Source organism: Ruegeria sp. CH11 (genome assembly GCF_056537105.1).
Window position 1 is genome coordinate 1 of the sequence record NZ_JBQFQX010000030.1, and the last position, 16,463, is coordinate 16,463.

General features: G+C 54.8%; 13 protein-coding genes and 2 pseudogenes. 6 read left to right on the forward strand and 9 right to left on the reverse strand.

The window, feature by feature from the left end; genetic code table 11:
* Positions 1–1,292 precede the first annotated feature (1,292 nt).
* From ACR0LX_RS22340 to ACR0LX_RS22370, 7 genes are all read right to left on the reverse strand, one after another.
* Positions 1,293–2,285, reverse strand: coding sequence for a C45 family autoproteolytic acyltransferase/hydolase (locus ACR0LX_RS22340; RefSeq protein ID WP_480785540.1), 993 nt, complete (start codon positions 2,283–2,285; stop codon positions 1,293–1,295).
* Between the two features lie 8 nt (positions 2,286–2,293).
* Positions 2,294–3,742: a biotin carboxylase gene (locus ACR0LX_RS22345; protein ID WP_480785541.1), complete on the reverse strand. Its 1,449-nt coding sequence runs from the start codon at positions 3,740–3,742 to the stop codon at positions 2,294–2,296.
* A gap of 22 nt (positions 3,743–3,764) precedes the next feature.
* A complete protein-coding gene (locus ACR0LX_RS22350) occupies positions 3,765–6,497 on the reverse strand; it encodes an aminotransferase class I/II-fold pyridoxal phosphate-dependent enzyme (protein WP_480785542.1) in 2,733 nt (910 codons plus the stop codon).
* A 42-nt stretch (positions 6,498–6,539) separates the two neighbouring features.
* Entirely contained in the window at positions 6,540–7,508 is a 969-nt protein-coding gene (locus ACR0LX_RS22355; RefSeq protein ID WP_480577482.1) for a carbon-nitrogen hydrolase family protein, read from the reverse strand.
* A gap of 113 nt (positions 7,509–7,621) precedes the next feature.
* Entirely contained in the window at positions 7,622–7,972 is a 351-nt protein-coding gene (locus ACR0LX_RS22360) for a hypothetical protein (RefSeq protein WP_480577479.1), read from the reverse strand.
* A 70-nt stretch (positions 7,973–8,042) separates the two neighbouring features.
* Positions 8,043–8,564 (reverse strand): VOC family protein, encoded by a 522-nt coding sequence (locus ACR0LX_RS22365; protein ID WP_480785543.1) that lies wholly within the window; start codon positions 8,562–8,564, stop codon positions 8,043–8,045.
* Between the two features lie 671 nt (positions 8,565–9,235).
* Positions 9,236–9,679, reverse strand: coding sequence for an HAD family hydrolase (locus tag ACR0LX_RS22370; RefSeq protein WP_480785544.1), 444 nt, complete (start codon positions 9,677–9,679; stop codon positions 9,236–9,238).
* Positions 9,680–9,867: 188 nt separating this feature from the next.
* Here ACR0LX_RS22370 and ACR0LX_RS22375 point away from each other — a divergent pair.
* From ACR0LX_RS22375 to ACR0LX_RS22395, 5 genes and pseudogenes are all read left to right on the forward strand, one after another.
* Positions 9,868–10,595 (forward strand): annotated as a pseudogene (locus ACR0LX_RS22375) (IS3 family transposase); the annotation flags it as partial.
* Positions 10,590–10,742: pseudogene (locus tag ACR0LX_RS22380) on the forward strand (IS3 family transposase); the annotation flags it as partial. The pseudogenes ACR0LX_RS22375 and ACR0LX_RS22380, both read left to right, overlap by 6 nt.
* 195 nt (positions 10,743–10,937) lie before the next feature.
* A complete protein-coding gene (locus ACR0LX_RS22385) occupies positions 10,938–11,762 on the forward strand; it encodes a class I SAM-dependent methyltransferase (RefSeq protein ID WP_480785545.1) in 825 nt (274 codons plus the stop codon).
* Positions 11,763–11,818: 56 nt separating this feature from the next.
* Positions 11,819–12,199, forward strand: coding sequence for a group I truncated hemoglobin (locus tag ACR0LX_RS22390; RefSeq protein WP_480785546.1), 381 nt, complete (start codon positions 11,819–11,821; stop codon positions 12,197–12,199).
* Positions 12,200–12,203: 4 nt separating this feature from the next.
* On the forward strand, positions 12,204–13,232 hold the full coding sequence (locus tag ACR0LX_RS22395; RefSeq protein WP_480785547.1) for an adenylate/guanylate cyclase domain-containing protein: 1,029 nt from the start codon (positions 12,204–12,206) through the stop codon (positions 13,230–13,232).
* A 23-nt stretch (positions 13,233–13,255) separates the two neighbouring features.
* On the opposite strand, the gene ACR0LX_RS22400 is transcribed toward ACR0LX_RS22395, so the two are convergent.
* The gene (locus ACR0LX_RS22400; RefSeq protein ID WP_480576502.1) at positions 13,256–14,755 is read right to left on the reverse strand and encodes a winged helix-turn-helix domain-containing tetratricopeptide repeat protein; all 1,500 of its coding nucleotides are present in this window, start codon (positions 14,753–14,755) and stop codon (positions 13,256–13,258) included.
* 229 nt (positions 14,756–14,984) lie between these two features.
* Between ACR0LX_RS22400 and ACR0LX_RS22405 the strand changes: the two genes are divergently transcribed.
* Positions 14,985–15,473 carry a methyltransferase family protein gene (locus tag ACR0LX_RS22405; RefSeq protein ID WP_480785548.1) on the forward strand — a complete coding sequence of 163 codons (489 nt, stop codon included), beginning with the start codon at positions 14,985–14,987 and terminating at the stop codon, positions 15,471–15,473.
* A 268-nt stretch (positions 15,474–15,741) separates the two neighbouring features.
* On the opposite strand, the gene ACR0LX_RS22410 is transcribed toward ACR0LX_RS22405, so the two are convergent.
* Complete coding sequence (locus ACR0LX_RS22410) at positions 15,742–16,023, reverse strand: HlyU family transcriptional regulator (protein ID WP_480785549.1); 282 nt, start codon at positions 16,021–16,023, stop codon at positions 15,742–15,744.
* Positions 16,024–16,463: the final 440 nt, after the last annotated feature.

Consider the following 16,463-nt stretch of genomic DNA (forward strand, 5'->3'; position numbering starts at 1 on the left):
CCGGCGACAAAACACGCTCGCTTACATTTTTCGTTGTAATCGTAACGAGTATTGTTACCCAATCAACACCAATAAAGTCAAGTTCGTTCAAGCGAAACTTAGGCAGATCAAAAACCAAACAGGACTAAGCCTAATAATCCGATTCCACCTGAGCAAAAAAGCTGAAAGGCCGATCTTCACCTACTAAGCCCACACTAGTAGTCAACCGTCGATCAGATTTCGGTAATTCCAAAAATGTGCCGCGAATCCTATTCAACCAGCCCATTCGATATCACCCAATCCTGCAATTAACGCCTCGCGGCAAGTAAGAGCCACGAGAGGTTCGCGCGTCTGACGCTAGCCATCATTCCAAGGCAATCGTCCAGTGTTGGAGCGCCATTATTGTTGCAGGCGGAAATAACCCTAGCCTTTGGCCAGGGGATAGAGAATGGGAATGGAGAAAGAGCGCTCTTTATTACGTTAACAACGGCTTTGGATACCTTGAAGTTACCGCCTTTCCGGCACGTGTTCAGATTTTTTGCACCAGAGTCCATGGCTCAGGAAGGATTCGAAATGGATTTGTCGCAAATTTTGAGATGGTCCAAAGATGACTCTCAGGTTCGACAAAGTCATCCTACGGATTCTGAAAATTGTTGGCCTCCGCACGTCAAGGATCCGAACTGTCCCTTGCGGGTCACGCTTGCGACCTAAATTTCTTGATACTGTGCAAACAAATAATCGCAACCTCGACAAATTTAGTCAGCACCTCGATATCCTGCTTGGTAGCTCTAAAGAGCGCATACACCAGCAACCTTTGTTACGCCTCATCGCGATCTCGGCGTTGTTGATTTTTGACGAGTGCGAATTGTCCCGCGTAAAAAAATGTGTCGGAAAAGACTGCGGTTGGCTGTTTCTTGAAGAAGCAAAAAACGTGCGCTTCATCTGCTCCATCACCTAGACCTGCGGAAATCATGCTAAAACCTCTCGCGACTATGCAAGGATGAGATTTACCACTTGACGAGATTTGATCGTGCGGCGCAGGAATCTTCGGTGTTTTTGGGCATATTGTTAAGTTTTGAACATTGACCTTCATAGCAATAGTGCCTGTGTGGTGACTGGCATTGTCTAGTTGAGAGGCGGGCTAGGATTCGTTTCAAAGGCTCGAAGCACCCAAGGAACGCAATATTGATTACATTCGACTCGCATATCAGGGCTGTCCACTTCGCAAATTCGTAACGCTTGCCACTTAACACATTGTCGCGGCGTGATACTTTCCGCAAGAAAGTTAGTTCGGAAACACCTTCGGGCGTCGCTCAAAAATTGGCGTTACGCTCGCTCATAGGCATGAGGACACGGCACGCGCTTTCATTGAAAGCCTCCATCGACAAGTTCCACGACGCACCGGGCCAAAGTAGTTGCAACTGCTTCTTCGAAGGTCGGTAAACAGCGGTATAGAGCGTTCCGAACCCCGAGCTGAACGCGGTTGAATAAAGCGGTGGGCGCAGGAACGCATCGATGAAGCGCTTTTCGCTTTCCGGGTGCTGGTTGAGGCGGTTGAGCAGGAACCGTTCGCGCTCAACTGTGGCCGTAAAGCGCGCATGGGTTGACCATTCGACATGGCCTTGATGGTTGGTCGCCACTGGCTGGTCCGAGATCTGCGGGTGTCGATCCGGCGCGAGATACACCGTGCTGTGGTCATACTTCGCATCCAGAATGGTGACATTATAGCTCATGTGGCAAGGGATGCGGCACAGAGTGTCAACTGCCTCAGCGGTTGTTTCGCAAGTTTGCAGGACATAGCGCAGGATCAGCGGAACGCCGAAGCCGTCCCCCACCTCACGCCGTCCCCCGAAGGTGAGCGAGACCGTCAGGCCGGCATCGTTGATCCCATCAAGCAGTCCCAGAACACCGTCGCTCATCCCGATCACACCGCGCCCGTTCCAGTGTGTTTTCAGCAGCGCTGCATCGAACGTTTTCGGATGATAGTCATAGTTGCGCACCAATATGGGCGTCTTGCCGCGCCAGATCGCCTGGCTGCACCCCGACAGGTATTTCGGCGGGCAATAGAAGCTGAGAAACCGCGCTTGGCTGTCGCTACCGCCGACCAGTTCGACGACCTCTTCATAGAGCGGCAGGATCTCGGGCATGTGCTTTTGCAGGGCGCGCAGGCATTCGCGATAGGTGGGGCGGGCCGAATACCCCTCTTGCGCCCACCATTTGCGGTAGGCGGGCCAGTATTCAGCAAACAGCCCGGCCAGCTTGGGACCGGGCTGCGCTTCATCGATTGAGCGAAAAACAAGCGCCATGTGGCTTTCTACATAATTTTGAAAGCGGGGTCTTCCATCGGCTGCGCGGCAGGCAGCGGTTCGGCAGCATAAGCCGAGGTGATGCCGTGAATCCACTTTTTCGACTTGTCCGTCAACTTGAAACCTTTTGTCATCGACCGCCCGCGCGTCACGAGGATGCCCAGATCAGCGCCCTCATAACGGTAATCCCCGACGTTCGAGATGCGCAGGAAGAAGGCTTCATTGTCGCCCACCGCGCGGCGGTGATAGTCGAAGCGGTCGAACACCACCCGGCCATCTTCCAGCATTTTGTAGATGCCCGATTGTGGGGCCTGCGTGATCCGATCGACACTGTCATCAGTGTGTTTGATCACCATCTGCGACCAACTGTCGATCATGTCCGGATCCGCCCAGCGCGCATTGAGTTCCTCGACATCGAGCTCAAAGGGTTTCTTTGAGAACTCCAGCAGATGGAACAGGAACAGCGGCGCGTCAGCATGGGCAAAGGCCGCGTGGTTGGTCATCGAGCTGGCGCCGGTGATACGGGGGTTCAATTCGCCCAGCCACAGTTCGTCGGTTTTCTTGTCGATCAGGAAGTCTAGTTCGAAATACCCGCGATACCCGGATTTGCGGAGTTCCTCGCCGAACTGGAAGGTCAATTGCCGCGCCTGTTCGCGGGCCTTGGGCGGGAAAGCGGTCGAGAAGATTTCATTCCCGCACCAGCCGCCGCGATAGGGGGTGAGTTCGTTGAAGCCCACAAGCTCGGTCATCAGCGGGCCGACGATTGTGCCTTCCGAGGTGGCACAGGCTTCGATCGCTGCCCCGCGACAGTCGATCCGCTTCATGATCTTGATCTCGCCTTCGCCGACGATCTCGTCTTTATGCTTGTTGAAATCTGCCTCGGACTTGATGAAAAACGTCGTGTGGCCGCTGTCACCAAAGGCGGATTGCAGAACCAGATCGTTCCCCAACCCGGCCTTGTCACAAATCTTTTTCAGGTGATCATAGCTTTTGACCACGCTCAATGTGTTGGGCACCGAGGGCACACCCGCCTTGTTGCCTATGCGGACGGTTTCGATCTTATTGTCGCATTTGGTGCGCAGCTTGGCTTTGGGGAACCACAGCTGACCGCCCAGTTCCTTGACCAGCTTTTCGGTGGTTTCATCGAACATCAGGAAGACGAACTTGGGCTTGCCGCCACGTCGTTTGACCAGATCAATGACTTCTTTGTGCTGTAGCAGATAGTTGTTGATGTCCTCGATGGATTGAAATTCGTCATGCGGCATTTCAGAAGGTACGAAAACGTTCGGATGTCGCCCGTCAAAGCAGTCCATGTAACATATATAGGTGAAGTTCATCACCCACTCATCCAGCCCCAACAGGTTGAAATTGGTCGCCGACACAAAATAGATCGGGTCTTTATTGGTGTGGAAATACCGGCGAATTTCCGAGATGTTTTTAAGTACCTTCTTTGGCATGATAGTTGTCCTCCCTGACCCCTTAGGGGTTCTTGATTGAATTCAAAGCGTCTTCGGTAAAAATGCGCAGGCCCAAATCGGCGCGGAATCCATGGATTTCCGAGACGTCCAGTTCCTGCATGAATTTAAGGATTTCGGGGCTGATCACCTGCCCCGGCACCAGAATCGGAAAGCCCGGCGGATAAGGGATCACGAAGGTGGCTGAGACCATTTCTTCCCCGGCCTCCAGCCGGTCCAGCATCTCTTTGTCCGGCTCTACATAATCGCAATTGTCTTCGTCGTAAGACAGGAAGAAGGCAGTACGGATATCCCCCGCTTCGGTGCCCTTTTCGCAGCGGAACGCATCGTGGAAGCGGCTGAAATCTGGCAGCGGTGGAACGTGTTCGCTCAGGTTCCTGACGCGCTTTTCAAAGGCTCGCTTTTCCATCTTGGACGCATCGTCCATCAGATCGTCCAGTTCCTTGGCGATCTCGACCAGCACTTCGATCAGATAGGCGACCGAACTGCGCGTGGTGCCGATATTGGTCATGAACAGCACGGTATTGCGCGAGGTCTTGTTGATCTGGATGCCGTATTTATCCATCAGTATCTTGGTCTTGAACGTATCGCCGTCCCAGCCCGTCGCGCCCACATGCAGGGTGATGCGGGTGGCATCCAGAACAAATTCGTCCTTGGCCCAGCAATCCCAGACATCGGCCCAACCCTGATCCGGGTCGAAATAGCTGGTCATGCCGCTTTCGCGATATTCCTCGGGGATCATGTCGCCTGCGGTGACCAGCCGGAAGTATTTCTTGAGCAATGGATGCGTCGTCACCGCCCGACGGATCGCCATAGCACTTTCGACCTGGCGTTGCACAAACTCATATCCTTCGATCTCGACCTGCCTGCGGCCCACGTCCAGCGATGCAATGATCTGGTAGTTGGGCGAGGTCGAGGTATGGGTCATGTAAGCCTCGTGAAAGGCTTCTTCGACCGCGCCTTTGAATTGCTGGTCGTTGACATGGATCATCGAGCCCTGCCTCAGCGCGGTCAGCGTCTTATGCGTCGATTGCGTGGCATAGACCCGCACCCGCGCATCCGGCGGCGCGATCAGGCGGGTGTTCAGCAGGGTTTCGTCATCCGCGCCCTCCAGTTCGGCCTGCTGCGCGGCGTAAGCTTCTGCATGTTCGGGGGTGCGGAACCGTTCGCGCAGCAGGTTGGCCGAACGCATTGCGGTTCGCACACGCGTATTGGGCGCGAAACGCGCATAGCCGAACCAGGCTTCATCCCATAGGAACACAAGGTCTTTCTTGATCGCCAAACATTCCTGCATCACGCGCTGGACGTTGTAGACGATGCCGTCGAAGGTGCAGTTGGTCAGCAGTACCATCCGGACCTGATCGAGCTTGCCCTCGGCCTTCAGTGTCAGCAGTTTGTGCTTGATCTCACGGATCGGCACCGCGCCATACATCGAGTAATCATGAAGCGGATAGCTGTCCATATAGACCACGCTCGCGCCTGCCAGAACCATGCCGTAATGGTGCGATTTGTGGCAGTCGCGATCGACCAGCACGATGTCACCCGGTCGCACCAATGCCTGCACCACAATCTTGTTACAGGTCGACGTACCGTTGGTGGCAAAGAATGTCTGTTTTGACCCGAACGCCCGCGCGGCGGCCTCTTGTGCCTCTTTGATCGGGCCACGGGGTTCCAACAGGGAATCCAGACCGCCCGAAGTAGCTGAAGTTTCGGCCATAAAGATGTTCGAGCCGTAAAACGCGCCCATGTCCTGAATCCAATGGCTGCGGCTGATCGATTTGCCGCGGCTGATCGGCATGGCGTGGAACACGCCCGTCGGCTGTTTGGAGTATTCTTTGAGCGCCGTGAAAAACGGGGTCTTGTACCTGCGCTGTACCCCGCGCAGAATGTTTAGATGCAGCTCCAGGAAATCTTCCTGATTATAGAACACTCGTCGGCACAGGCCCAGATCAAGCCCCGCAATATCCTCGGCAGATCTATCGGTGATCAGGTAGGCATCCAACTCTGGCCGCAGCATACCTATACGGCGGCAGGTTTCGGGACCGTATTCCGAAGGTGAAAGCGCGTCGAGATCGGCGCCTTCGCCATACAGGCTGATATAGCGGCCCAACACATTGGTTTCGTTCTTGGATTTGAGACTCAGACCGGGGCGCACGATCACAGCCTGCACATTCTGGTTAAACAGAACTCCGATCAGCGCGTCCTCGACGCTAGACACCACGACGGTTTCATAGATGAACGGGTCTTCGCTGCGGCGCATCCGCTGCAGGCTGGTTTGCAGGAAGCGTTCCTGATGTTCGTTGACGTTGTCGACGATCATCACTTCGAAATAGGGCCGCCCCAGCGCGCGCGCCTCGTGGCTTTGGGCTGCTTCATCCTCGAACTCATCACCTTCTGTCTCATCCGCGATCAGAGGGATCGAGCGGCGGCGATACGCGCCCGAGGTCAGCGCCCGAGACACCCGGCGCACGGCGGTTGAGAAATCGCCATAATTGCCATGGTCCAGCAACCGGCGCAGATAATCGAATGCAGAACCGCCCGGAAACGCAAAATATACTTCGATCGGCGCCAGCGCCTGCAACAATTGCCGCGCCCGGTCCCGATCTTTTTCGCTACCGCCCTGATCCAGAGATTCGGCCGTTTCCCGTAGCGCGCTCCATCGGTCGGCCCTCAATTGCGAGGCGCTGTAGTAATCCGAGATGGTGTGGAGCTTTTCGCTATCGGAAATGCCGTGCATGAAATTTATCCTTTCTGCCGATACCGAAAAGCTGCCCCGGTATCAGTCTGTGCCAGAGCGCCCTTTGTAGAGATACAGATTGTCGGGCTTGGTCGCGGCGTCTTCGGTATATCCCAGCGCCGTTCTGGGGTCGGATGCAGCGACGCCCGCAGCGTCGCCTTTCTGCGGTATGCGCAGCGGACCCAACGTGTGCAGATAGGCGTCCGCCCCGCTGGTGCGATCATAAACCGGAAACTCCGCCTCGCGGTCGCGGAAGCTTTTGAGAACCTGCCCCAGACCTTTCAGCCCGACCTCGCGCTGTCGGCGCACCTGATCCAGATCGATCTCAATTGGGAAGATATCTTCTTGCCCTGCGGACTGGTGCAACACGGTAGCCGACGGATCAACGACCAGCGAGCGGCCCACGCCCCCGGCGGCCAAACCGTTCACGTCAAACACATAACATTGGAACTGCGCAGCGGTGGCCTTGGCAATCGACAGCTCGGCCTCACGGTCGGTTGTGCCGGTCAGGACCGGGTGCAGCAGAACCTCGACCCCCTGGCTGGTCAGGTGGCGGGTAGTTTCGGGGAACCAGATGTCATAGCAGATCGACAGACCAAACCGACCCACATCCGGCACGTCGAAGATGCAGAATTCCGTGCCAGAGGCGATGCCCTGCTCATAAGGTTTGAACGGGAACATCTTGGAATATTTCGAGACAATCTCACCGTCAGGATTGATCACCACCGAGGTGTTGAAAATCCGCCCGTCCTCGCGCTTTTCGAACATCGAGCCGGGGATCAGCCAGATCCCATACCGCCGGGCAGCATCCTGAAAGCGCGACAGATCATCATTGGGAAAAGGCTGCGCAAACCGGTCGAGCGGACCATGCGGCGCCAGTTCGCTGAACAGCGCCATCTGGGTCCAGGGGAACCGGGCCATCATGATGTCGATCCGATGCAGCATCGCGTCGACATTCGACTGCAACGCACCAACATGCATCTGAATTCCGGTTATCGCAAAAGGGGTCATTTCTTGTTTCTTCTCATTTTCTTGCCGATTGCGAACGCCGCTTTGATCTGGCGTTCTTCATCGGAACACAAAACCGTGTGGTCACGCAAGCCCACCGTTTGCAGGCAGTTGATTTATCCGGTCTCTTCCTCTGTTGCTTCCTCTCCGAGAGGCTCCACAAAATCGATGTCGTTTCGGACCCAGAAAAAACGGAAGCCGCAATTGCGCAGCCATTTTTCCAAACGGTCCAGACTTGACCATTCCCGCCGCAGCCCGCGCGTGGACTCGACCAAAGCCCACTGGCCGTCGACCAAAAAGTATACCGTCCAGGTGTTCGGGTGCGCCGACTGATTGGCAAAGCCGCCGCTGACCACCTCACGCGCCGTGCGCACGGCGACCGGATAGTCACCGATCCGGTTTTCGGCAGCCAGGATGGCCAGATCGTTCTGGCGGATCGTGAAAGTGGGAAGGGGTGCGTCGCTCATGATTTGCCTGTCAAAGTACACACCCATTCCGGTGCTTCTCGACCCGTCCGTTGTTCAACCTCTGCCGGGGTCACGCAGCATCAGTCAGCTCAGCCGTTACGGTCGATTTGACCACGGCTTCGGCGTCCTGATCCAGATTTGCCTGGAACAGTGCCTTGCGGCGTTCGCTGATATCCTCGGGCTTCAGGTTTTCGATCCGGGTCGCCAGTGTCCAGATATGGCCAAAGGGGTCTGCGACTGTCGCACAACGCTCTCCCCAATAGGTATCGTTTGCATCTGCGATCAGGGTCGCGCCATTTTCCAGCGCGGTCGCCAAAGCGGCATCGGTGTCTTCGACATACATATGATGCCCAACGGGTGTGACCGCGCCCGGCACCATCGGAGCGTGCGCGCTCCAACCTGCGGTGACGAACAGCATCGAGTTGCCGATCTTGATGGCGGCAAAGCCGGGCGCCTCTTCCGCATCATGAGCCTGGATCCTTGCACCAAAGGCGCTTTCATAGAACTCCAGGGCTGCGGAAACGTCAGCAACAGCAAGCGATGAAGTGCAGGTGCGATATCCGCGAGGCAAGATGGCAGGCTTCTTTTTCATTCCGGTACTCTCCGAATTGGGCGGCTGTCGCCTTGGATTATCTGCAGGAATTTCCCGCACTATGCGCCATACTGTGGATCAATTCGACAAAAACCGCAACACTATGATGCATAGTGCGGAGATCAAATTTATTTCATTCATGATGGTGGCGGCGCTGACAATCCAAAATGCGTTTCACATAAACGATTCTATTCTCATTTCGTGATCATGGTTCGCCGAAGGGTATTCTTAGCCGCCAAAATTCGGGAGTTTCAATCGGCATTGAAGGCGTTGTCTAATAGCACAGCCTAGATTGAGTCTGATAACACTAAGAAAGCCGGTTGCATGCTTGCCTGCGCGGTCGAAACCGGTCGTCGCTTGACGGGGCCTCGCGAGGAGAGCCTTCCAATTGTAGACGACGCACTCAGCCAAACCAACGGTGCAACACCTTCAGAGAAATGACTCTGCGCACCAACCGGCGACGACGCAAATGTATACGGAAAACAAGAACCGAGCCGTGGAAGCGTCACGCTGCCGTTTCGGCACTTTGTCCGATGACCTAAAAGGTTTTGAGCATGGCATACATGTTGACGGCCAGCTTTCGCGCTTCGGAAACTGCGGCGCGCTTGCAGGCATCGTTTCCCGGAAATTGTGACCCCACACCCGCAGGTCACAATTGGCTTAACTGCGCGTTAGGATAACGGTGAAGGCCTCAGATAGAAATCCGCAGCCGTAATTTCATACTCGTGATATTCATGAAGAAGACCTAAGCAATAGAAACCACCATTTTTTGCCGCTTCGACACCTAAAGAAGAATCGTCGGTCACGACACATTCATCTACGTTATGCCCAAGCCCGCTGGCGGTGGTGGGGAAAATACCAGGATTGGGTTTCCTTATTTCGACGTCATCGCCTCCGACAGCAACCGGAAAGACATCCAACAAACCGGCATTTTCAAGAACGGCTCGGACATTGGCACTGCTGGACGCAGCCGCCAGCCCGCAACCCTCCGTCTGGCAATGTCTTACGAGGCGCACAGCTGCATCGAAGACCCGAAATTCACCTCGCTCAATCATTTCGACCAGAAGTTTTTTTGTCTGAGGCGGTTCTGACTTAATTTTCGAATGCCGGGTCATGACCGCGCGCTCCCCGTCAAAACGTGAGCGCCCATCGACAAGCCGTCTTTATCCCGCGTTTCCGAATTCATACCGGTATTCTTCGAACAGTGCTTCCTTGCCGCAAAATGCGCCGGTACGCTTGATCCTACCCCACCGAAGTGGTCCACCGTTTTGGTTAAGAAAACGGATGAACCAAAATGGCGAACAAGCGACCGAAAAGTCGAACTGACAAGAGGCGCCTGGTGGCCGACATGATAGAATTGGCCCGCCAGTATGGCCGCTACGGTTATCGCCGGATCGCGGCTTTGCTGAGAGATGCGTGCTGGCCCCTCTCGGCGGCGTAAACACCGCCTGTCCGCAATGGGTGAATGACAAGCGCGTCGAAAGGCTTTTGCATCGGAAGGGGTCGAAGGTGTCAATGAATCAACCAAGGTAGATGCGCAGCATGCTCTGGTTATTTAATGGGTCGTGTGATCGGCTGCGGTCGGTGCATCGAAAGCACGTGTGGAGCCATGACTTCATGCATTGTCGAACGGATGACGGAAAGGCATTCCGCACGCTCAACGTCACAGATGAGTACAGCCGGGAGTGCTTGGCGATCCGTGTGGACCGAAAGCTCAACTTCTGCGTTGTCATCGACGTTCTGAGTAACCGGTTCATCATGCGCGGTTTGCTAAGCTAAATTCGCTCCGACAATGGCCATGAATTCATTGCCGTGGCGGTGCAAGACTGGATCAATGCAGTTGGAGCAAAGACCGCATACATCGAACCAGGCAACCCATGGTAGAACGGTTACTGTAAGAGCTTAAATGCGCGGTTCAGAGATGAGTTCCTGAATGGAGAAGTCTTCTACAGTCTGAGGGAAGCGCAAATTTTGATCGAAAGATGGAGGAAACACTACAACACTAAACGCCCGCACAGTGCCAAGGGATATCTACGGCTGCACATCGTGTCGAAGCGTGAAGGCTGGGCGGTGAACTGAAAGAAGCTGCCCCGGCTCTACCGTGAAGAAGGGTTAACCGTCCGTAAACTGGGCGGACGCATGCGCGCAGTGCGCGCCAGAACGCCGCTTGCTTTCCCATAGGGGCCAAGCAAGCGATCGTCCCTCAATTTAAAACTGCACGACAAGCGACGGTTGCGCTGGTCGCAACGGAACCAGCAAGAAAACGCCGAATCTGCAGAAAACATCAGACATTCTACAGGTCTTCTGCAAGTTTCAAATCCCGATCTTTGGCAAGAGTGCTTCCATTGAATGTGATATCAATGGAGACAGACAATGAATACCGCCGACTTAGTTTCACCTGCACCCGACTTGGCTGCAGTAAAATCAAAACAACACGCGACTTGGTCGTCGGGCGACTATGCCGCCGTAGGTACGACTTTACAAATTGTCGGTGAAACCCTTGCGGAAGCGATGGATTTGCGCCCGGACGCGCGCGTTCTGGATGTTGCGGCAGGAAATGGCAATGCCACGCTGGCAGCCGCGCGGAGACACTGCAATGTCGTCTCAACAGACTATGTTCCAAGTTTGCTGCGCGCCGGTGCCGCCCGGGCCGAAGCCGAGCATCTGACGGTAGCCTTTCGGGAAGCCGATGCAGAGGATCTGCCCTTTGAGGCCGCATCTTTTGATCACGTCACATCTACGTTCGGCGTCATGTTCACGGCCAACCAACAAGCTGCCGCCGACGAAATGCTGCGCGTCTGCCGCAGCGGGGGCACCATCGGTCTTGCCAACTGGACGCCAGAAAGTTTCATCGGCGAAGTGTTTCGGACCATCGGCAGGCATGTGCCACCGCCTCCCGGCGTTCGTTCTCCATTGGAATGGGGAACCGAGGAGCGCTTGCAAGAACTCTTCGGGGCGCAGGCCAAGAAGATCGAAATCACAAAACGCCATTTCACCTTCCGTGAACGTTCACCGCAACACTGGGTCGAACATTGGCGCGAAGTATATGGCCCCGTACACAAAGCCTTTGCCGCCGTTGGCGAGCGGGCACCGCAGCTTGCAGCGGACCTTATCGCCGTGGCGCGAAACTACTCCGCCGACACTCAGGCCATGATTATTCCAGCGGAATACGCCGAGATCATCATTCATCGAGCGTGAAGAAAGTCTGCGCCCGGCGGAATGCCGCCGGGTCAATCGTATTAAGGAGACCCTGTATGCTCGGGCGTTCAGACAACAAAAGAGCACTCCCGCTTTTTGACAAATACGGAGGCATGCGTGCGTTGCACTCGGTGATCATCAATTTTTACGATCGGGTATTGGACAGTGACATCGTTGGCCCGTTTTTCGACGACGTCGACATGACCAAACTAATCGATCACCAGACGAAATTCTTCGCTTCGGTTCTAGGTGGACCCGCGAAGTACACGGATCAACGACTGGTCAGCGCTCATTATCACTTGACCGTCACAAATGCACATTTCGATGAAGTCATAGCGCTTTTGGGTGAAACGCTGACCGATGCGGGTTTTGCACCGGAAGATCTTTCCAAAACGCTGTGCGCTGTCGAAGCGCGCCGTTCGCTGATTGTGAGGTAGCACTATGCGGATACAGGATATCAGTGCGAGGCTGCTTAGTTCCATCAGTGTTGGCATCTGCATCGTTGATGCTGACACCGGCCTCATTGTTTCGCTAAACCAAACGTTTGAAACTTGGTTCAGAGGCACGACTCAGGGACAGGTTTTGAATTTGGATATGCCCTGTGCGCCGAGGGACCTACCAGACCGACAACCGGTGGAAATTCGCACGAAAGTCAAACACCGGACTGTGATTGTCGAGCTAAACGCGCATGAAGCGGAATACGAAGGGCGTAGACTCGTTGTTATCGAAGGACACAACATTTCCCGTCTTCGTGAGACCGAAGCCATGATCGACAGCTACGCCGCCATGGTGGAAAAGCGCACGCGCGAGCTGGAGCGGCAGAAGACGCGGGTGGAAAAGCTGCTTCTGAACATGATGCCAAAATCCGTCTATGAGGAGTTCATGACATTCGGTTGTGTTGCCCCGCGGTTGTTTGAGCCGGTAACCGTCATCATGCTCGATTTTGTTGGATTCACGAAGATGGCGGCGGCAGGTGATCCGAATGTGACGGTTTCAGAACTGAATTCAATCTTCACCGCCTTCGATCAGATTGGTGAACTTCACGGGAGTGAACGGATCAAAACCATCGGAGACTGCTATATGGCAGTGACCGGATTGCCGCATTCCACATCAGATCACGCGCTTTCTGCCGCGCGCGTCGCGTCTAAGATGATGCGGTTTTTAGAGCGGCGCAATCAAACGCACCAACACCAATGGCATGCCCGCATCGGCATCGCGAGCGGCTCTGTGGTTGGCTCTGTCGTCGGTGTTCAGAAATACGTGTACGACGTCTTTGGCCCTGCTGTGAACATGGCCGCGCGGTTGCAGGTTCAATCGGACCCTATGGAGATAACTATTTGCAACACTATGCGCGACGAACTTATCGACGAATTTAGAATCAGTGAGGCCGAGACCGTTTCTTTGCGTGGGTTTGGGGAAACGCAAATTGCACGTCTGAAGCAATATCAACCGCACGAAAATGCCGCGTGAGTCGTAAACTTACCTTCTCAGTCTTAGAAACCCGCCTTGCGAAATGAATTAAGCATTCGGTCACGATAGGCCTGATCTCTTACGACACTTGCGGCGACAAGATTCTCGGCGGTGGCATCAGGTCTAACGCTACGGACTTTTGCGGCCATGGCATGCATCCTGTCGGTCAGGTTCAGTTCCGCAGCGCAGGCTAGGATCAGGCGCGGTGCCCATGTAGAGCCGGGCGCTTCAATGTAACCTTGTTCGAGCAAAGATAATGCGTCTTCATATTCGCCCAATCCGTATCGGGCGGCGCCAATGCCAAAGTAATAGCTAAACCGCATCGGATCATGCGGGCTAAGACGCAAGGCTCTTTCGTAGTTCGCTACTGCTTCGTTCATGTTCCCGGCGAAGGTTTCCACGGCCCCCAACATGGCCCAGGCCCAAGCCAGACTTGGATCCAGCGCAAGCGCAGACTCAAGGTGATGGCGCGCTGCGGTATGTTGCCCTGCGGCCACCTCGGCCGTGGCCACGAAAGTCAGAACCAATGCATCGCGCGGCGCAAGGTCAAGCGCGCTTTTGCCATGTTCCATCGCCTCTGCAAGTGCAGCTGGTCCGTCCGGGGCCCAATCGGACATCGCCTGTTGTCCGAGGCACCACGCAAGCATGGCATGTGACAAGGCATGTTCGGCATCTGATACCAATGCACGTCGCAAATGAACTACGGCCTGCCGATTGTCATCCGCATCCATACGCATGCAAAGCGGCGTTGCACGCAAGAGTTCATGATAAGCATCCGTCAAGTCAGCCTCGGCCAGGGCGCGTTGCACTTCGACCATCATAATATTCGGGACGAGACGGCCCAGAATGGCGGCAACAACCAGGTCCTGTGCCGCAAAAGGATCTTCGAGTTGCCCTTCAAAACGATCTGCCCAGACCTCTGCTTGCCGTCCGGCATGTAATAGAGATGCATTCAGGCGAAATGCATTACCCGCAAACCGCAGCTTGAGCCCGAGCACGTACCGAACGCCCAATTCCTCGGCGGCTTGCTTTGCGTCGTCCTGACCTGAATATCGCGCGACATAAATCGTTCCAACCCGGCCAATGGCTGCGCTAATATCGTCTTCCAATCCTTCGCCGAAGGCGCGTTGGGCATCTGTTGGATGCACCATCGTGGTTGCCATAATTGCGATGGAGGGTTGCGACAAAACTGCTGCAGAGCCGGTCTTGTCATGCGTTTCCTCGACCGAGCCAACAAATTGAAACCCGTGCCCGTGTACAGTTCGTACTAAAGCCTGTCGCGCACCGTCATCTCCAATGGCTGCTCTGACCGCCTTGACCCGGCTGCTAAGAGCTGCGTCCGAAACAATCCTGCCTTTCCAGATAACTGAAAAAATCTCGTCTTTCGAAACGACACGTTCTCGGTTTTCAATAAGATGCCGAAGCAGCGCAAATACCTGTGGTTCGGTAGCAACTGGAACGTCTTCCCGCGTCAATTGCAGGCGGCTTGCGTCCAGAACGTATTGATCAAATGCATATTTCACAGGGCAATTCTGCGCGAATTCAGATTTTTCGTAAAGCGCGAACGCAATTCGCAGCGCGCACGTGCTGCTGTTGACATGTCTATGCAAAGCGCTGCGGCCGCGGCCGGTCTGCTTGATCGTCAAGTCTCCAGAAAATCATCAGAAAACCTCCAAGAAAGGACCAAGCATCAGATCAGCCAGCTTGGGCAAACAGGGTCATCTGAAACAAAGATGAATTGGAGCCTGACTTGTGAACCGCCCTGGTCTGATCCTGGCCATGTGGCAGTGGCGCCCGCTGTCCCAAACGATTTGGATTGCCGATGGCATCCTTGTGTGGCTGACCTATGGCATCTGTGCATTGAATGTCTTTCTGGTTTTGCTTTCGACCTTTCTGATTGACCATTTTGAATTGTTTGGCCTGCGGCAGATTTGGACCGCGAGCAGATCGCAACCAATGCCCAAACCACAATTCAGAACGCCCGGGCTTTACCGCCACGTGCGTCACCCGATGCAGCTTGGCGTCATACTGGTCTTGATTGGTACGCCGCACATGACGGTTGGTCACGCGCTCTTTTCCGGGTTGATGACGGTCTACGCAATAACTGGCCTAGGGTTCGAGGAAAGATCTCTGGTGCGCGAATTTGGCGATACTTACCGCGCGTATATGGCAATGGTTCCCTTGCTGATCCCGCGTCTGACGCCTCTGTGTTCCGACGATCGCGAAACGAAACCCAGCTGAGATTTACAGGGCCCCCGGTCGTTAGGCGCGATCGCCAGGAGCGGTCAATGCAAGCTAAATGCAGTGCAAACCATTTGCGCCACCTACCCGCCGTCAGTCATGATGAAAAATGCAACGCTTGCCGGTACACGACTGAACGCCCCTATGCATATCATCCCAAAGCCAAGTCGTTGTCGCAAGCGGACGTGGCTCCGGTCGCTAAAGCTAGATCAAGCTGCATATGGCAGGTACTCGACTGGCAACCGCCATTCCCAGAGAGGGCTTCGAGCTACCTGCTTTCTAATTCAAAGATGCATTCGCCTTGCTCGTCAATTACCTGCTTCGCCTTGGCGATGCTGAAGCTTTCGGCCTGTTCACGACTTTCAAAGACATCCGCCCGGATAACGGAATGGGTCTTGCGATCTCCATCGACGGTCTTTTCGATGCGGGCCAACAGGCGGTATTTGCCCCCCTCGGCCAACAGATCGGGGAAGATCTCAAACCCTTTATACGAGACTGACTCCGGCTCAGATTTATCGCCACCACCGAAGAGTTTTGAGAAGAGGGACATGGGGCATCTCCTTTCAATGTTGTTCGGGTCGTTGACTAGCGTCGCTCAAGATCAGGTTTAAGCGAGATGTTAGTCAGAAGCACCCTCCTCGATCCCATCGAACACTCCGTACTTGGTCTGCATACCCCGAGCCGTCCTCAAACACCATTCAACATTTCCGCTGCTGCACCCGCATCTCGAAACTTCGCTGCAAGCGTATTCCCAATAGGGCCTAAAAACAAATCGATCATAGAAAGATCATTCTGGCCTCAACTTCGGTAACATCGCTTGCAGAGTAGCGAGGTCCTAACGCATTGGGTTGCCGAGCGGCGACATGTCAATATTGCCCAAAGTCATGGTTCGTCAAAAACGGTTCTGTCGCAAAATTAATTCCCACCTGTCAGGTCAAACGTAGTTTTGGTAGCGCATGCTCAAAATTACAGGAGCAGACCGTGACAATC